This window comes from Blautia sp. TF10-30 (assembly GCF_003481245.1).
Lineage (GTDB): Bacteria > Bacillota > Clostridia > Lachnospirales > Lachnospiraceae > Fusicatenibacter > Fusicatenibacter saccharivorans.
Map to the genome: position 1 here is coordinate 169,801 of NZ_QUKM01000005.1, position 15,842 is coordinate 185,642.

Here is a 15,842-nt window from a genome sequence, read left to right on the forward strand (position 1 = left end):
CTCCTTAAAAAATGATGACCAAAAATTACTTTGGCTTTTCTCAGGTTGGTGTTCTGCCGGGTTTCGGTTGCCTCCGCGCTTCGAAAAACCCGGATAAGGGCATGGCAATGCCACTATGTCCAGTATTTGAATTATAACACCGATTGGGCATTCTGTCCAGATTTTCTGTGGGTGTTCAGGGAAAAATACAAGTTTTTTACAACTTCTGGTAATTCCGCGTCGAATTTCTCGATAAAAAAAGAAGGAACGACCCGCATATTTTTTCTCTTCTGCGGACAGTTCCTTTGCTTCTTTTATTTCTGATTCTGCGCCTCAATCTGTTCTGCGAGGTCGGTGAGATAAACCCATCTCTCGGTTTTTTCTTCCAGAGCAGCTTCGGTCTTCTCTTTTTCCACCATCAGTTCGGCGAGCTTTGCAGAGTTGGTGGCGTTTTTGAGCATCTGATCGTCAAGCGATGCAATCTTTTCCTCGAGTACAGCGATATCGTCATCGATGGTCTCGTACTCGCGCTGTTCTTTGAACGTAAATTTCAGGCGGGTCGGACGGTTCTGCTTCCAGTCATTGTTCTTTGACTTTGCAGGTTCGTCCGCGGACGTTTTGGACGGCGCTGCTTTTGCTGTTTCTTCCGCACTTCCGCCGAAACGGCGTTCTTTTGCTTCGAGGTAATCGGTGTAGCCGCCCTCGTACTGCAGAAGATTTCCGTTTCCGTCGAATTCGAAGATGCGGTCCACGACGTTATCCAGGAAATAGCGGTCGTGGGAAACGGTGATGACGATGCCGACGAACGTGTTCAGGAAATCCTCAAGCACGGTCAGGGTCGGGATATCAACGTTGTTGGACGGCTCGTCGAGGATCAGAACATTGGCGCCGCTCACTAAGACGGATAAGAGATACAGTCTCCGTTTTTCGCCTCCGGAGAGTTTGGAAATCGGGGTGTACTGCATATCCGGTGTGAACAGGAAGCGTTCGAGCATCTGCGATGCGCTGATGCGGCCGTCACGGGTCTGGACATACTCAGCGATATCTTTCACGTAGTCGATCACGCGCTGATTCGTATCCATGTCCGGCTCTTCCTGTGCCAGATAGCCGATGCGGATCGTGTCGCCGATTTCGATGGTTCCCGCATCCGGCAGGACTTCTCCGGTGATCATCCGCAGCATTGTGGATTTTCCGCAGCCGTTCGGGCCAATGATGCCGACACTCTGGTTCCGCAGGAAGATGTATTCGAAATCTTTCATCAGCGTTTTATCGCCGAAGGCTTTGCTGACGTTATGGAATTCAATCGTTTTCTTTCCCATGCGGGTCTCGACAGCATCCATCTCCACGACAGCGTCTGCGGTCGGTGCCGTGCCATTTTTGAGTACTTCGAGACGTTCGAGTCTTGCGCGCTGTTTTGTGCTTCTTGCGCGGCAGCCGCGTTTCGCCCATTCGAGTTCCATGCGCAGGATGCTCTGGCGTTTCCGTTCAGAGGCGAGTTCCATCTCCTCGCGCTCAGCTTTCAGTTCCAGAAAACGGGAATAGTTGGAATCGTAGCTGTACATTTTTCCGTGGCTGATTTCGAGGATGCGGTTCGACACTTTATCCAGGAAATAACGGTCATGGGTGACCATAAAGACGGTTCCGCGGTAATTTTTCAGGTAATCCTCGAGCCAGGAGAGCATCGCATTGTCGAGATGGTTTGTCGGCTCGTCGAGGATCAGGACGTCAAAATCGGACGCAAGCACTTTTGCCAGGGCAACCTTGCGGCGCTGGCCGCCCGAGAGGGTGTCGATTTTTGCGTCGTATTCGGTGATACCGAGCTGTACAAGGTTGCTCTGCACCTGCCAGTCCTCCTCATCGCCGGAAAGGGCGTAGGACAGCACGGTGGCATCCTTTGGAAATTCCGGTGTCTGCGGAAGATAGGCCATTTTGAGGTTGTTCTGGCGGATAATCTGGCCGGAATCCGGGGTCTCATCTCCTGCTACTATGCGCAGCAGCGTGGATTTTCCGGTTCCGTTGATTCCGACGATGCCGACCTTGTCGCCCTCCTGCAGGCCGAAGGAAGCATCGTCAAAAATCAGTTTATCGCCGAACAGTTTGCTGATGTGTTCGATGTTGATGATATTCATTTGCACAGTTCTGCAACGGTCTGGTTGATGACTTTTCCGTCTGCTTTACCTTTCATATCTGCCATAACGGCCTTCATGATGGCACCTTTGCTCTTGGTTGCCAGAACGTCTGCGAATTTCTCCTTGATGTAGGCTTTGACTTCGTCTGCACTCATCTGTTTCGGTGCATACTCGCTGATGACGTCATAGCGGAACTGATACTCTGCTTTTAAGTCCTCACGGGATGCCGGGCAGGTATCGATCTGCTCTTTTACGGTCTTCAGCTCTTTTAAGATGACGCGGTCTACCAGCTCCGGTTTGATGTCATCGCGGCAGCCCTCGTCGATGGCTACTTTCTTTGCTGCGGAGATCAGGGAAGAGATGGCCTCTTTTCTCGCTTTGTCTTTGGCTTTCATTGCTGCTATCATATCACTTCTTAAAGTTTCTAATTCCATGGTGTTGTTCCTCCTGTACTAAATTTTGTCCGGTTTCAAGTATAACACTTCTCTTTTTGCTTTTCCAGTCACTTTGTAGGATAGCTCCCTTATTTTCCCCACGGCAGACGGTGTTTCTTTACCTGGATTGCCTGATGCGGGCACATTTCCTGACAGCAGAAACAGCGGATGCACTTTTTATAATCGTAGACCGGCGGATTTCTGCGGCCGTTATCAAAGCGGACGGCTTTCCCTTCCACCGGGCAGCTCTCGACGCAGACGCCGCATTTTTTACATTTTTCTTCTATGATATAGGGGCGGCTCTGGAAGACCCCGAGGATCTCGAGCAGGTCGAGGGCTCCTTTTTTGCGGGCTTTGCGGCGGTCGACGTTGAAGTTTGGATTTCCGTACTTTCTTTTCAGTTCTTCCTCGGATATGGTGCCATCCGCTGTCACGATTTCGATGCGGTCGTCGTGCCACGTTCCAAGGCCGAGCGTTTCCCCGTAGAGATTTGTCGGCACATACGACGGATCGAGGTTCACCAGATGGCAGAACACGGTATCCAGTGCGATCGGATCGGTGGACATAAGAAGAACTCCCATCGAAACCGGGTCGCCGGAAGTCGGACCATTGCCTTCCATTGCTACGATGCCGTCGCAGATATAGAGACGCGGGGCGACTTTCTGGTTCAGCTCGATCAGCATGTGCGCGAAGCTCTCAGCGTTCGGATACTGCGTGTGGCCGAGTTTTTTGTAGACGCCGCTGATGCAGCCGTACTGGTTCTTGACAGCTCCGGTGATGCGTTCCAGCGCGTGGGTTTTCATTTTGCTGACGCTGATGAGGGCGTCGCAGTCGAGTGCATCTTTCGCAATCATCAGAAATTTACCATCGGCGGTTTCTACGCGCTCGCTCGTAAGGAAATCCTTCAGCGGAACGTTGTGTTTTTCCAGCACCTCTTTCAGCCCGGCTTCCTTTGTAATGCCCTCCGGGGTGCCAAGGCCGCAGGAATCGCCGCAGGAAATATTCTCATAGCCATTTTCCTGTAAAATCGTGATCAGGGCATCCATGACTTCCGGGTCGGTCACGACGGCGCGTTCGCGTTTTGCGGAGCGGACGAGGTTTGGTTTTAATAAGATATTCTCTTCTTTTCCGATCAGAGATTCCAGGCCGCCAATTGCTTCCAATCCCTTTTGCAGGCTTTCCTTTACGCGCGCCGGCTCATAGTCGGGACAGGCAACCACTGCCACTTTGCTTTTTTCCATATTCACCTCATGTTTTTCTATATTTCAAAAGAAGCTGCGATCCCCTTACCGGTTCTCACAGCTTCTTCGTATATTCACACAGAATATGTTTTTACTTATGCTACTTTGCTTTTTGCAAGCTCAGCCAGTGTTGCAAATCCTTCTGCATCGTTAACTGCCATGTCAGCCAGAACTTTACGGTTCAGCTCAACGCCTGCCAGTTTCAGACCATACATAAATTTGCTGTAGGACAGACCGTTCATTCTTGCTGCTGCGTTGATACGAGCGATCCACAGCTGACGGAACTGACGTTTTTTCTGTTTTCTTCCTGCGTAGGAGCTGGTCAGTGCGCGCATTACGGACTGTTTTGCTACTCTATACTGTTTGCTTCTGGCTCCTCTGTAACCTTTAGCCAGTTTTAATACTCTGTTATGTTTTTTCTTAGCGTTCATGCCGCCTTTAATTCTTGCCATTTCTTATTTTCCTCCTTGATCTGTTGGGCGTAACTCTACCTTGCAAAAATTACATGTAAGGTAAGATTTTCTTCATGTTCTTTACGTTTGTTGCATCAACAGTAGTCTGTTTTCTCAGGTTTCTTTTTCTCTTCTGAGATTTCTTGGTTAAGATATGGCTCTTGTAAGCTTTATTTCTTACTAATTTTCCTGTTCCTGTTGTTTTAAAACGCTTTGCAGCTGCTCTGCTTGTTTTTACCTTTGGCATTTTAATTTCCTCCTTGATATTGATTCAAATGTATTTTAACGTTTAGCCGTCAAAAACATGGTCATGCTTCTGCCTTCCACCTTTGGCGCTTTGTCAACCGTTGCAATATCGGACAGACTCTCTGCAAATTCATCGAGGATGTATTTGCTGCTGTTCATATGTGCCATCTCACGGCCGCGGAAACGAAGTGTTACTTTTACTTTGTCTCCCTTTGTAATGAACTTGCGGGCTGCACCTACTTTGGTATTAAGATCATTGGTGTCAATGTTTGGAGAAAGGCGAACTTCCTTGATTTCAATTGTTTTCTGTTTTTTCTTTGCTTCTTTTTCCTTGCGGGCCAGTTCATATCTGTACTTTCCGTAGTCGATAATTTTGCAAACCGGCGGTTTCGCTGTCGGAGCAATTTTCACAAGATCCAGACCTGCTTCCTGTGCTTTCAGGTACGCATCTCTGGCAGACATAATTCCAAGCTGTTCTCCGTTCTGACCGATCAGACGAATTTCTCTGTCTCTGATCTGCTCATTAATCATTAATTCGCTAATTGTAGTGCACCTCCATCATTATAAAAGACTGTGTTCCCGCTTTTGCGGTGTAACGAAATCAAACTCGGCTCACCGGACCGGATTTGACTGATAACGCAAGAAAAGTGGATAGACAGACTATCCACTTAACATTGTACATAAATCTCTACACAAAGAGAACTTAAGATCAATATTGAACCGTAGTCGCGTGTTTGCGCTAGGGTGAGAGTGGATACTCTACTTTCTTTTTCTCAGACTATTATAGTATAGCACTCTCCCATCCTGTTGTCAATACTGATTTTCGCATTTTTTCGTATTTATTTCCCGCAGCCACAGCGGAAGGAGCTGCACTCGGTTTCCTGGTAGCTGCATGCGCTGTCTCCGGCGATATGGATATCTCCGGCTTCGCATTTACAGTTGTCGTTAAAGGTACAGTTCTGCGCCTTGCAGTCGACACCGATTTTCGTACAGCCACAGCCGGTGGAGTTGGACATCGTGCCCTCACCGCGCTCCTTGAAGCTCTCGCAGCACGTTTCCATGGAGCTTTTGGCTCCGCTTCCGCCTACGCGGATATCTCCTTTGGAACAGAGCTCGTTCTGGTTGTAAACACAGGTCATAGCGGAACAACTTAATGCTGGCATAATAAATTACCTCCTGAAATTTAGTTTTCTGCGGTTTCGCCCGCATAGAAACCATTATTTCCAAGAGGTAATTTTTTATGCTTTATTTATTTGATAATACCAGTGTCCAAAGTTTGGAAATCCGACGCAAGCAAAGCTTGCACGAGGATTTTTAAATTTTGGACACGCCAAAACATGAGTAAGTAGCCATTTTTCGAAGAAAAATGAGCGGAGTACGAATGTTTTGAAGATTGCGGGAGTACGAAGTACGGAGCAATCTGGTATCATAGGTGTCAATTTTTTTGACACCTACCTTATTTATTTTCTTTTGTTTCAACAGTAACCGGGCGGTTAACGCGGCTTGCGATTTCTTCTTTGATATCTGCGATAAACTGCTCCAGGCTTCTCTGGCCTTCATCACCTGCAAAACGGCTTCTGACAGATACAAGACCTGCCTCTTCCTCTTTTGCTCCGGCGATCAGCATGTATGGAATCTTCTGTCCCTGTGCCTCACGGATCTTATATCCAATCTTCTCGGAACGGGTATCCATCTCTGCGCGGATGCCTGCCTCGTGAAGGGCGTCCAGAACCTTCTTGCCGTAATCTGCGTATTTGTCGGAGATTGGCAGAACCTTTACCTGTACCGGTGCAAGCCAGGTTGGGAATGCACCTGCAAAGTGCTCGATCAGGATACCGATGAAACGCTCAACAGAACCGTAAACAACACGGTGGATCATAATCGGACGATGTTTCTCTCCGTCTGCTCCTGTGTATTCCAGTTCGAATCTCTGCGGCAGCTGGAAGTCAAGCTGGATGGTACCGCACTGCCACGTTCTTCCGATGGAGTCTTCCAGATGGAAGTCGATCTTCGGGCCATAGAATGCGCCGTCGCCTTCGTTGACTACATAGTCAAGTCCAAGATCATCGAGTGCGCCACGGAGACCTTCGGTTGCTACCTCCCAGTCCTCATCGCTTCCCATGCTGTCTTCCGGACGGGTGGACAGCTCTACGTGATATTTGAATCCGAACAGTTTGTAAACCTGGTCAATCAGGTTTGCAACGCCTTTGATTTCATCTTTGATCTGCTCCGGTGTCATGAAGATATGGGCATCGTCCTGGTTGAAGCAGCGTACACGCATCAGGCCGTGCAGCTGGCCGGATTTCTCATGACGATGTACCAGGCCAACCTCTGCCAGACGCAGCGGCAGATCACGGTAGGAACGAGGCTCGGATTTGTAAACGAGAACGCCGCCCGGGCAGTTCATCGGTTTGATTGCATAATCTTCATCGTCGATGACGGTGGTATACATGTTTTCTTTGTAGTGATCCCAATGACCGGAGGTCTCCCACAGGCGACGGTTCAGGATGATCGGTGTGGAGATTTCTACGTATCCTGCTTTTCTGTGGATTTCACGCCAGTAATCCATCAGTGCATTTTTCAGATCCATTCCTTTTGGAAGGAAGAACGGGAATCCCGGGCCGTCCTCACTCATCATAAACAGGCCGAGCTCTTTTCCGAGTTTTCTGTGGTCACGCTTCTTTGCTTCCTCGATCATGTGGAGGTACTCTTCAAGCTCTGCTTTCTTTGTGAATGCAGTTCCGTAGATTCTCTGCAGCATCTTGTTTTTCTCGCTGCCTCTCCAGTATGCGCCTGCAAGGCTGGTCAGTTTGAAGGCTTTGACCGGCTTTGTGCTCATCAGATGAGGGCCTGCGCACAGGTCCGTGAATTCGCCCTGGCGATAGAAGCTGATGACTGCGTCTTCCGGCAGATCTTCGATCAGTTCTACTTTATATGGCTCTTCTTTTTCTTTCATGAAGGCGATGGCTTCTGCTCTCGGCAGTTCGAAGCGCTCCAGTTTCAGATCCTCTTTTACGATTTTCTTCATCTCTGCTTCGATTTTTTCAAGGTCTTCGCTGGTGAGCGGAGTCTCTCTGTCTACATCATAGTAGAATCCGTCTGCGATGGACGGTCCGATGGCCAGTTTGGTATCCGGGTACAGTCTCTTGATGGCCTGTGCCATGATATGGGATGTTGTGTGACGGAATGCTGCTTTTCCACCTTCATCGTTGAAGGTCAGAATGGAAAGATTGCAATCTTTGTCGATCACGGTACGAAGGTCTTCTACTTCTCCGTTTACTTCACCTGCACAGGCCATTCTTGCAAGGCCTTCGCTGATGTCTGCTGCGATCTCAATGATGGATTTCGGTTCGGAGTACTCTTTGGCACTTCCATCTTTCAGTGTGATGATCATTTGCTTTACCTCTTTCTTTGTATATTTTTCGCAAGCGTGTTTCAGAATTTTTATACTTTTTACAGCAACAAAAAAGTCCCTTCTGACACGCTTATGCTGTCAAAAGGGACGATGTATTTTCATTCACCGCGGTTCCACCCATTTTGTTTTTTCAAACCACTTCATTTGACGATAACGGAATCACCGGGCCGGATTGGGGCCGCTCAGAGCTGGTCTTCGATCACGTTCCTGTTAAAACCCTTGCACCACAAAACGGGGTTTCTCTCTGTCACATTCACTGTGATTTACTCGTCTCTTCTACGCTTTGTTTTTTGTGTTCGGTGCTTTTCGGCTCCCGATAGTTTTAGATTATATCACCCAATGCGTGGTTGTCAAGACCTGCATGGGCGAAAAATTTATTTTTCCGGCGATTTTTGTCCTGCTGTCTGCAGAGCAATTTTTTCTTTTGCTTTTTCCGGCATTTCCAGCAGGGCAAACTCGTAAAAGATGCCGTAAATATACGTGATTCCACGGATATCGCCCAGCGCTTTCGGGCGCTCGACAACCGGTCTTTCGCTCTCCTGCTGTAATTCCAGCACTTTCTGATATGCACTCCGGACGGAGCTCCAGACAAGACTTTTGCTTTTTTCTCTGCGGTTGATCCAGAGCTCTTTTGTATAGGTGCCGCTTCTGCCGTATTTCATATGGTAGGAATACGGCAGGCCGGAATACGTATGGAACTCAAAATCCTGATACGCAGTAACACAGTCCCACAGGGCTTCTTCTGTCCGCTCCTTGCGGAGCCGCTGCAGGGCCTGTTCTCTTTTTCGCTGTAAGCTTTCCTGTGTTTCTTTCGTTTCTTCCATCTTGTTTGTCTTCTCCATCCTGTTTTTAATCCACCAGAAATTTATCCAGTTCCGCCGTCACGACCGGATTACGTTTTACCTGCGGATGGTCGATTCTTCCGGGACAATCGCCGTGATGTTTTCTCCCTCCGTCAGGATCGTAAGACCGGTCTGGACCTGCATCTCTTTCGTTCCGTTTAAAATTTTTCCGTTTTTGTAGGCATATTTCATACTCGATTCCCTCTTTCTGCCGAACGTATTATGGTTTATTTTATCACTCCTAAGAAAGATTCGCGATAGAAAATCTCAGATTTTTGAAATATTTTCCTCATCTGAGAGGCCAGGATATTCACAGATGGTTTCTGCATCCTTTTATTCCTCCTGCAATGCCGCCAGATATCCCAGAATTCGTTCCTTTTTTCTGTCGGGCAAATTACGAAAGCCTTCCAGAATCATTTTCTCCTCTGTGTTTGCCGCGCACATTTCGAGATCCACTGCTTTCCGTTCGATCTCATTTTCTCCTAAAAGCTCATACGGCGTAACCTTCAGCACTTCGCAGATTTTCAGTATCTTATCCGCCGACGGATTCGTCCCCTTTCTTTTCCAGTCGCTGATGGTGCTCTGTGAAATTCCGGTTTCTTCAGAGAATTCTTTCTGGGTCACCCCGTTTCGAAGAATTAATTCAAAAATTTTTTCACTGATCATTTTGTATTTCACCTTTTCACTCAGATTTTGTTTTACTATATCACAAAATTCCCTGTCCGTCACTTCCTCCAATGCTGAAAAAACGCCTCTTCCTGCCCTGTGCGGATTCCGTATTTTCTTCTTGCGATCTAACAAAAAAAGAAATGGTAATGCCTGGGAAAAGATGCGCCATGCAAAAAAACAGCCTGAGTTCCCGTTTTTACACCGAAACTCAGACTGTTTTTATGCGTTCTGTTCCGCTTCCACTTCCCGGTTGATCTCATCCTCGCTGTCGGCCATTGCCTGCAGGGTCATAGTCAGTAATTTTTCCAGCGGCCAGCCAAGCTGATCGGCGCCCCTCTCAATGACCTCTCTCGAACATCCTGCTGCAAAGCCTTTGCTCTTATATTTCTTCTTTAAGGATTTCAGTTCCATGTCTTTTGTGCTCTTCGAAGGCCGCATCAGCGCAGCTGCCCAGATCAGTCCCGTCAGCTCATCTGCTGCAAACAGAACTTTTTCCATCTCATGCACCGGCTCCACATCCAGTGTGACGCCGCACTCAATGGTAATGCCGCAGCCATGGGAAACGACACCATGAATGATATCTTCCGACACGCCGCCTCCCCGCAGAAGCTCCGGTGCTTTCAGGCAGTGCTCTGCCGGATACAGCTCAAAATCAATGTCATGCAGCAGTCCGACAATACCCCAGTGCTCCTCTTCTGCCCCATAGCCAAGCTCTCTTGCATACCATTTCATCACGGCCTCTACGGTAAGCGCATGCTGAATATGGAAGGGATCTTTGTTGTATTTTTTTAATAAAGTAAATGCCTCATCTCTTGTAATTTCACTCATGCTTGATTTTCTCCTTCCCTTTTCTCTTTCCAGAATCACCTGGATTGGATTTGAATTATAATTTCGTCCATTATAATCCTATATTCATAGCAATTCAATAGGTTTATCAAGACTTTTTTTGTACATCATATAAAAAGGCGCCGTTCCCTCACCTTTCAGAGAGAGGGCACAGCGCTTTTCTTATTTTTCAAATTCTACACTTTACAGAAGTTCCGGTTTCAGCCGCACATCGAAGCTGATTTCGGTTTCTTTCAGCTGATATTTTTCCAGCAGCATCGGTCCGCAGCTTGCCGATCCGATCCCGGCCTGGCGGTAGTCGATGCAGAAAACAGTGCTTCCGCACGGCCGAAGCTCATAGTTGTGGGCTTTCGCGGTCAGCTCCTCCTGCGTGTAAATAGATGCCTGGAATGAGAAGGTTTTCTCGCCCACTGCCGTCAATACCGCACGATCACTGGCAAGACTTGCATAATCGCAGTCGTAGTGGCTGCCGTTCTCCTGCGGGCGGATATAGTCTTCCTGCTGTTCTGCCGGTGTGCTGTGGAAAACGCCGTGATAGCTTGCCTGGTGCTTATCCACGTAGCTCTCCACCGGGCCGAGGCCGCAGTAGGTCAGTTTTGCAAACGATTCCGGCAGGAACAGGCGCAGGCCAAAACGCGGCAGAACCGGGAATACCGGGTCTTTCTTTGCTTCTACATGGACATCGGTCGTTCCGTCGCTGTAAATTGTCCATTTGATCACACCTGCAAGGATCCGCTGCAGAGCCGGAGACGAAATCGAATAGCTTGTCTCGATCTCCACGCAGCCGTTTTCTTCTTTTGCCGTTGTCTCATACGCCCGCGTCACGGTGCGGTCATACTGCGCACGCATCCAGGTATTCTTGATATTGCGGTCATTGTCTGTCGGCGCACGCCAGATGTTCAGCTCCATCGGGCGGTCGAGCAGATTCTGGTTGGCATAGCACATTTTCTCGAACAGGCCGGTGAACTTATTATAGGTATAGCTGAACTGTTCCGTCGATACCGTCAGATAATGATCGTCCTCTTTCCATCCAAACGAAGCCGTTCCCTCCGGGCGCTTCATCATCTCTTTTGCCTTCTGGTTCTGATTGTCTTTCGTTTTCACCGGAACTTCTTCAAATCCCAGTTCGAACTGCTCCGGCAGCACCTCAGTGGCCTGTTTCTGATACCAGGTAACCTTCAGCGCACATTTTCCCTGCTCCGGCACGGAAATGGCAAGCGGAATCGTCTTCTCACAGCCTGCCGCAAGCTCCAGCAGTGCTTCATCTGTAATCTTGCCGCTCTCCGTCACTTCGCCGTCCACAAGCACCTCATAGCCGAGCACAGCGTAATCTTTCAGATTCACAAAATTCATATAGTTTTTGATGGTCAGTGTACCCTTTTCGGCATCATATCCCGTCACGCGCACCGGACGATACACGTTTTTAAATTCCATCAGTCCCGTATGCGGTGTGCGGTCCGGATAAACAAGTCCGTCCATGCAGAAGTTGCCGTCGTGCGGATACTCGTTGTGGTCGCCGCCGTACGCGTACATCTTCTTTCCCTCGATCGTTTTTCCCATATCAATCGCGTGGTCGCACCACTCCCAGATAAAGCCGCCGCACATCTTCTCCTCGCTGTGGATCAGTTCAAAGTAGTCTTCAAGATCTCCCGGGCCGTTGCCCATCGCATGGCAGTATTCGCACATGATATACGGCTTATCCCCGTACTCCACCAGCTCTTTTTTGATCTCCTCGAGTGATGGATACATGCGGCTGTAGAGGTCGAGGTTGCTGTAATCGTATTTCTTCGGATCATCCACATACCGTGCCGACTCATAGTGCGTCAGACGCGTCGGATCAAATTCCTTCGTCCACTTTAAGGCCGCCTCGAAGGTACAGCCGTATGCGCATTCATTTCCCATCGACCAGATGACAACGCTCGGGCGGTTTTTATCGCGCTCCACGCAACGCTGTGTGCGGTCTACGGTTGCCTCGGTAAATACCGGATTGTTCGCAATTAGTTTATTCCAGTTCTTCGCATACTCTTCCCAGCTCGTGTAATCCGCATAAATTGCCTCTGTGCCGTGGCTCTCATTGTCCGCCTCATCGATGACATAAAAACCGAGACGGTCATAAAGCTGATAACAGTACGGCGCATTCGGGTAATGGCTGGTCCGGATCGCATTGATGTTGTGCTCTTTCATTACCTTCAGATCTTTTTTGATCTGTGCAAGGCTGATTGCAAATCCCGTCACCGGATCGCTGTCGTGGCGGTTTGTTCCGTGGAATTTGATCTTCACGCCGTTCAGGTACAGCACACCGTCCTTCGCGTGGATCTCACGGATGCCGACATGATCAGTGATCACCTCACCCGCCGTCTCCAGCACCAGCGTATACAGATACGGCTCCTCGGCATTCCACAAATGTGCATCTTTTACATGCATCTGAACCGTATCGCCGCCAAACGCTGCCTCTGCCACAAGATGATTTTCTGCATCAAACAGCTTTGCCGTTCCTTCCTGCGGTTCCCCGTCATTCCAGGTAATCGCAATCGAAACTTCTCCATTTTGGTACGATGCGTCCGGCGCTGCCTTTACAAAGTAATCGCGGATGCCTTTTTCTGGTCTTGCAAGCAGATAGACATCACGGAAAATGCCGCTCATGCGGAATTTGTCCTGATCCTCGAGATAGCTTCCATCGCACCATTTCAGCACCAGTACGGCGATGGTGTTGGTGCCATCTTTTAAGAAGTCTGTTACATCAAATTCACTCGTAGAATGAGACACCTGGCTGTAGCCGACGAAGCTGCCGTTCATCCATACGTAGAAACAAGAATCCACGCCCTCAAAATTCAGGAATGCCCTCGGTGCTTCCTCCTGTTTTTTCCACTCGAACGTTCTCACGTACGCACCGCACGGATTCTCATACGGCACATACGGCGGATCCACCGGGAACGGGTAGCGGACGTTCGTATACTGATGGTGGTCATGGCCATAATTCTGCCAGACGGACGGCACCGGAATCGTCTCGAATGCAGAAGTGTCGTATCCTTCTGCGAAAAACTCCTCTTTTACATCGTAAACACTGGTAAAATAGCGGAATTTCCAGTCGCCGGAAAGCAGGAAAAAGCGGTCCGACGCCTCCCGGTTCTCCACCAGATCCTCCATGCGGCGGGATGCCGGAATGTAGTAGGCACGGTTCGGCATGGTATTCACATGCAGGTGATCGAAATCTTCGAAATATTTTGGAACAATCATCTCTTTTTAAGTCCTCCTTATTCTGTCTTTTGTTTCCAATATCGGCACCGAAACACACGCGGTCCCGGTGCCGATCAGGTTTTCTGTTATTCTTTTACTTTTTCCATGCAGGAAGAACGCCTTCGTAATTCATGCCATAACCATAGTCATAGTTATGTCCTTCGCTGTCAATATAGGTTTCCATATCCAACGCACGGTCCTCGCTCTGCTCCTCAACCGCATCCATATCCTTCGGCATCTGGATCGGCAGACGGCCGGTCGGGTTGTAACCGCCGAAGACAACGTCGAGCACAGCGGCTCTCGAAACACCGAACTCTGCGACGATCGCATCGGCTTCGGCTTCAAATTCATGCATCACCATCGGGTTGTTGACGGTTGCGCAGACGATCACCGGCTTGTCGCCCATCGCGCGGCGGCATTCGAGAATATTGTCGAGATCAGCCTCGTTGTAGGCAGTGTTTGTCTTTCCAAGATAGCTGCGGTTCGTGAAATTCTCGCGGAAATCACCGCCGGCAATGCTCACCTCACGCGCTTTTTTCGCCGTATACGGGCGGTACTGCAGTGTAATCGGCAGATAGCCGTTGCCGCCGTTCGCAAGATCTTCGGTGGAATACGGGTTGCATGCCGGGCTTTCGATAAATACCAGCGCCACATCGGCCTCCTCCGGTGATACCACGCGTGTACCGTACTTGGACGGCAGTCCATCCGGCAGCGGATCTTCGGTTTTTGCCGGCAGATCGATGCGGAAGAACGCTTTGGACGGTCCGATCTTTCTCTCCGGAATATAAACCTTCAAACCTTTCTTCAGCGGCAGCACACCCTTCTGTCCTTCCGGTGCGCGTTTCGCACTGTTTTTCAGCAGGACGATGGATTTCTGCTGTGCCTCATAGCCATGGCGGCAGAACTCTTCGCATCCTACAATCTTTGCGGATTCTTCCGGATCAAGATACGGGTCCTCAAACAAGCCGCAGTGGAAAATGTTGATCAGAAGACGTTTGGCGGACAGCTCCATGCGCTCACGCATCGCTTTCTCGCCGTATTTCTCACAGCCGATCTTATATGCCTCGACAATCGGACCGGACTCGCTGTTTCCGCCGAACTGGTCAACGCCGTTTGTGATCGCCAGCAGACACCGTTCTGCCTCGGTCATATCCTGCACGCCGTAGCAGCGGCTTCCAAATCCCTCAATCGTCTTCTCCGGATCCTGGGTGATGCCCCAGTCGGTGCAGACAATGCCTTTGAATTCATATTTTCCGCGCAGCAGATCCTTGATCAGGTACTCGCTGTAGGAGTTTCCGACGTTCTTGCCGTTTTTCTTGTCCACGCCGTAGGATACGGTGTAGTACGGCATAACCGCGGATGCGCAGTCGGTCGGTCCGTCCAGGTGGAAGGCTGCCTCGGTAAACGGTTTTAAATGCTCCTCAAAATTTCCGGTCGGATAAACGGCAAACTGTCCGAATGCATAGTGTGCATCGCGTCCGGCCTCTCCGGTGCCGCCGCCCGGCCAGTGTTTGACCATCGTGTTGACGCTGTCTTTTCCCCAGCCGTCTGCTTCCCCTTCCGTTGTCTGCATACCGTCACAGTACGCTTTGGTAAGCTTTTTGGACATCTCCACTTCTTCGCCTAACGTATCGACAAAGCGCATCCATCTCGGCTCGGTGCAGAGGTCGATCTGCGGTCCGAGTGCCGTTGTGATGCCGAGTGCCCGGTATTCACGGGAGGCATCCTTTGCAAACTGTCCGGCTACTTCCGGGTCAAAGCATGCTGCAAAGCCGACACCCTCCGGCCATTTGCTGATCTCGCTTCCGCCGCTCTTGAACTCTGCGCCGGAATCCTTTGCTCCATTCCGCGGATCAGAGGAGAGGTTGATCGGAATACCATACGGCAGTGTCTCTGCCCGTTTCTGCAGCTCATTGCTCCATTTTGCGGAAATCTCCGGGCTTTCCACGTTCGTCAACAGGATATGGCGGATGTGCTCGTCCTCCAGAAATTCTTTCTGCTGATCGGAAATCGCATACGGTTCTTTGCCGGATTCCAGATACGTTTTTCCGTCAAACGTTCCCTGGAACGGACCGCCCGGCATCGGCGGTACGGCCTGATGCGGTGAGTACAGCATAAGGCCAGCGATCTCTTCGATGGAAAGACGGCCCGCAAGGTCTGCGGCTCTCTCCTCATCGGAGAGGCGCCAGTTCTCATACGGCAGCAGTTCGCCGGTTTTTGCCAGGTCTTTAAAGTAATACCCGTCTTTTTCCAGTACCTTAACTCCGGACTCCTCTGCCCAGGCGATCGTTTTTCCGCCCTCCTGGCGGATCCGGTGGATTCCGTTTTTCGTTGTTTTCTCCATAAGTTTCA

14 protein-coding genes are annotated in these 15,842 nt (G+C 49.7%); all 14 read right to left on the reverse strand.

The window, feature by feature from the left end; translation table 11 throughout:
* Nucleotides 1-293 precede the first annotated feature (293 nt).
* The 14 genes from DXD02_RS07025 to DXD02_RS07085 all read right to left on the reverse strand — a co-directional run bounded on the left by DXD02_RS07025 (nt 294) and on the right by DXD02_RS07085 (nt 15,834).
* The gene (locus tag DXD02_RS07025) at nt 294-2,108 is read right to left on the reverse strand and encodes an ABC-F family ATP-binding cassette domain-containing protein (protein ID WP_055227893.1); all 1,815 of its coding nucleotides are present in this window, start codon (nt 2,106-2,108) and stop codon (nt 294-296) included.
* Nucleotides 2,105-2,542: a GatB/YqeY domain-containing protein gene (locus tag DXD02_RS07030; protein ID WP_022461739.1), complete on the reverse strand. Its 438-nt coding sequence runs from the start codon at nt 2,540-2,542 to the stop codon at nt 2,105-2,107. The genes DXD02_RS07025 and DXD02_RS07030 overlap by 4 nt, the downstream gene beginning before the upstream one ends.
* An 89-nt stretch (nt 2,543-2,631) precedes the next feature.
* Nucleotides 2,632-3,783, reverse strand: a complete 1,152-nt coding sequence (locus DXD02_RS07035) for a DUF362 domain-containing protein (protein WP_118666615.1) — start codon at nt 3,781-3,783, stop codon at nt 2,632-2,634.
* Between the two features lie 95 nt (nt 3,784-3,878).
* A complete protein-coding gene (gene rplT / locus DXD02_RS07040; RefSeq protein ID WP_022461741.1) occupies nt 3,879-4,235 on the reverse strand; it encodes a 50S ribosomal protein L20 in 357 nt (118 codons plus the stop codon).
* A 49-nt stretch (nt 4,236-4,284) separates the two neighbouring features.
* Complete coding sequence (gene rpmI, locus DXD02_RS07045) at nt 4,285-4,482, reverse strand: 50S ribosomal protein L35 (RefSeq protein ID WP_022461742.1); 198 nt, start codon at nt 4,480-4,482, stop codon at nt 4,285-4,287.
* 35 nt (nt 4,483-4,517) lie between these two features.
* Nucleotides 4,518-5,012: a translation initiation factor IF-3 gene (gene infC / locus DXD02_RS07050; RefSeq protein ID WP_022461743.1), complete on the reverse strand. Its 495-nt coding sequence runs from the start codon at nt 5,010-5,012 to the stop codon at nt 4,518-4,520.
* A 308-nt stretch (nt 5,013-5,320) separates the two neighbouring features.
* Nucleotides 5,321-5,644, reverse strand: coding sequence for a DUF1540 domain-containing protein (locus tag DXD02_RS07055; protein WP_118666616.1), 324 nt, complete (start codon nt 5,642-5,644; stop codon nt 5,321-5,323).
* Between the two features lie 293 nt (nt 5,645-5,937).
* Nucleotides 5,938-7,875, reverse strand: a complete 1,938-nt coding sequence (thrS, locus tag DXD02_RS07060; protein WP_118666617.1) for a threonine--tRNA ligase — start codon at nt 7,873-7,875, stop codon at nt 5,938-5,940.
* A gap of 395 nt (nt 7,876-8,270) precedes the next feature.
* Entirely contained in the window at nt 8,271-8,720 is a 450-nt protein-coding gene (locus DXD02_RS07065; protein WP_172680781.1) for a hypothetical protein, read from the reverse strand.
* Nucleotides 8,721-8,795: 75 nt separating this feature from the next.
* Nucleotides 8,796-8,930, reverse strand: coding sequence for a hypothetical protein (locus DXD02_RS15950; protein ID WP_256359690.1), 135 nt, complete (start codon nt 8,928-8,930; stop codon nt 8,796-8,798).
* A 141-nt stretch (nt 8,931-9,071) separates the two neighbouring features.
* A complete protein-coding gene (locus DXD02_RS07070; RefSeq protein ID WP_070103703.1) occupies nt 9,072-9,404 on the reverse strand; it encodes a helix-turn-helix domain-containing protein in 333 nt (110 codons plus the stop codon).
* A gap of 222 nt (nt 9,405-9,626) precedes the next feature.
* On the reverse strand, nt 9,627-10,235 hold the full coding sequence (locus DXD02_RS07075; RefSeq protein ID WP_118659296.1) for a hydrolase: 609 nt from the start codon (nt 10,233-10,235) through the stop codon (nt 9,627-9,629).
* Nucleotides 10,236-10,436: 201 nt separating this feature from the next.
* Entirely contained in the window at nt 10,437-13,490 is a 3,054-nt protein-coding gene (locus DXD02_RS07080) for a glycoside hydrolase family 2 TIM barrel-domain containing protein (protein WP_118666618.1), read from the reverse strand.
* 94 nt (nt 13,491-13,584) lie between these two features.
* Nucleotides 13,585-15,834 (reverse strand): glycoside hydrolase family 3 protein, encoded by a 2,250-nt coding sequence (locus DXD02_RS07085; RefSeq protein ID WP_118666619.1) that lies wholly within the window; start codon nt 15,832-15,834, stop codon nt 13,585-13,587.
* Nucleotides 15,835-15,842: the final 8 nt, after the last annotated feature.

Excerpts from the sequence above, each read along its gene's own strand:
- DXD02_RS07025 (WP_055227893.1), bottom strand. The coding sequence starts at position 2,108 with ATGAATATCATCAACATCGAACACATCAGCAAACTGTTCGGCGATAAA.
- DXD02_RS07085 (WP_118666619.1), bottom strand. The coding sequence starts at position 15,834 with ATGGAGAAAACAACGAAAAACGGAATCCACCGGATCCGCCAGGAGGGC.
- DXD02_RS07075 (WP_118659296.1), bottom strand. The coding sequence starts at position 10,235 with ATGAGTGAAATTACAAGAGATGAGGCATTTACTTTATTAAAAAAATAC.
- DXD02_RS15950 (WP_256359690.1), bottom strand. The coding sequence starts at position 8,930 with ATGAAATATGCCTACAAAAACGGAAAAATTTTAAACGGAACGAAAGAG.
- rpmI (WP_022461742.1), bottom strand. The coding sequence starts at position 4,482 with ATGCCAAAGGTAAAAACAAGCAGAGCAGCTGCAAAGCGTTTTAAAACA.
- DXD02_RS07070 (WP_070103703.1), bottom strand. The coding sequence starts at position 9,404 with ATGATCAGTGAAAAAATTTTTGAATTAATTCTTCGAAACGGGGTGACC.
- thrS (WP_118666617.1), bottom strand. The coding sequence starts at position 7,875 with ATGATCATCACACTGAAAGATGGAAGTGCCAAAGAGTACTCCGAACCG.
- rplT (WP_022461741.1), bottom strand. The coding sequence starts at position 4,235 with ATGGCAAGAATTAAAGGCGGCATGAACGCTAAGAAAAAACATAACAGA.
- DXD02_RS07080 (WP_118666618.1), bottom strand. The coding sequence starts at position 13,490 with ATGATTGTTCCAAAATATTTCGAAGATTTCGATCACCTGCATGTGAAT.
- DXD02_RS07030 (WP_022461739.1), bottom strand. The coding sequence starts at position 2,542 with ATGGAATTAGAAACTTTAAGAAGTGATATGATAGCAGCAATGAAAGCC.
- infC (WP_022461743.1), bottom strand. The coding sequence starts at position 5,012 with ATGATTAATGAGCAGATCAGAGACAGAGAAATTCGTCTGATCGGTCAG.
- DXD02_RS07065 (WP_172680781.1), bottom strand. The coding sequence starts at position 8,720 with ATGGAAGAAACGAAAGAAACACAGGAAAGCTTACAGCGAAAAAGAGAA.
- DXD02_RS07035 (WP_118666615.1), bottom strand. The coding sequence starts at position 3,783 with ATGGAAAAAAGCAAAGTGGCAGTGGTTGCCTGTCCCGACTATGAGCCG.
- DXD02_RS07055 (WP_118666616.1), bottom strand. The coding sequence starts at position 5,644 with ATGCCAGCATTAAGTTGTTCCGCTATGACCTGTGTTTACAACCAGAAC.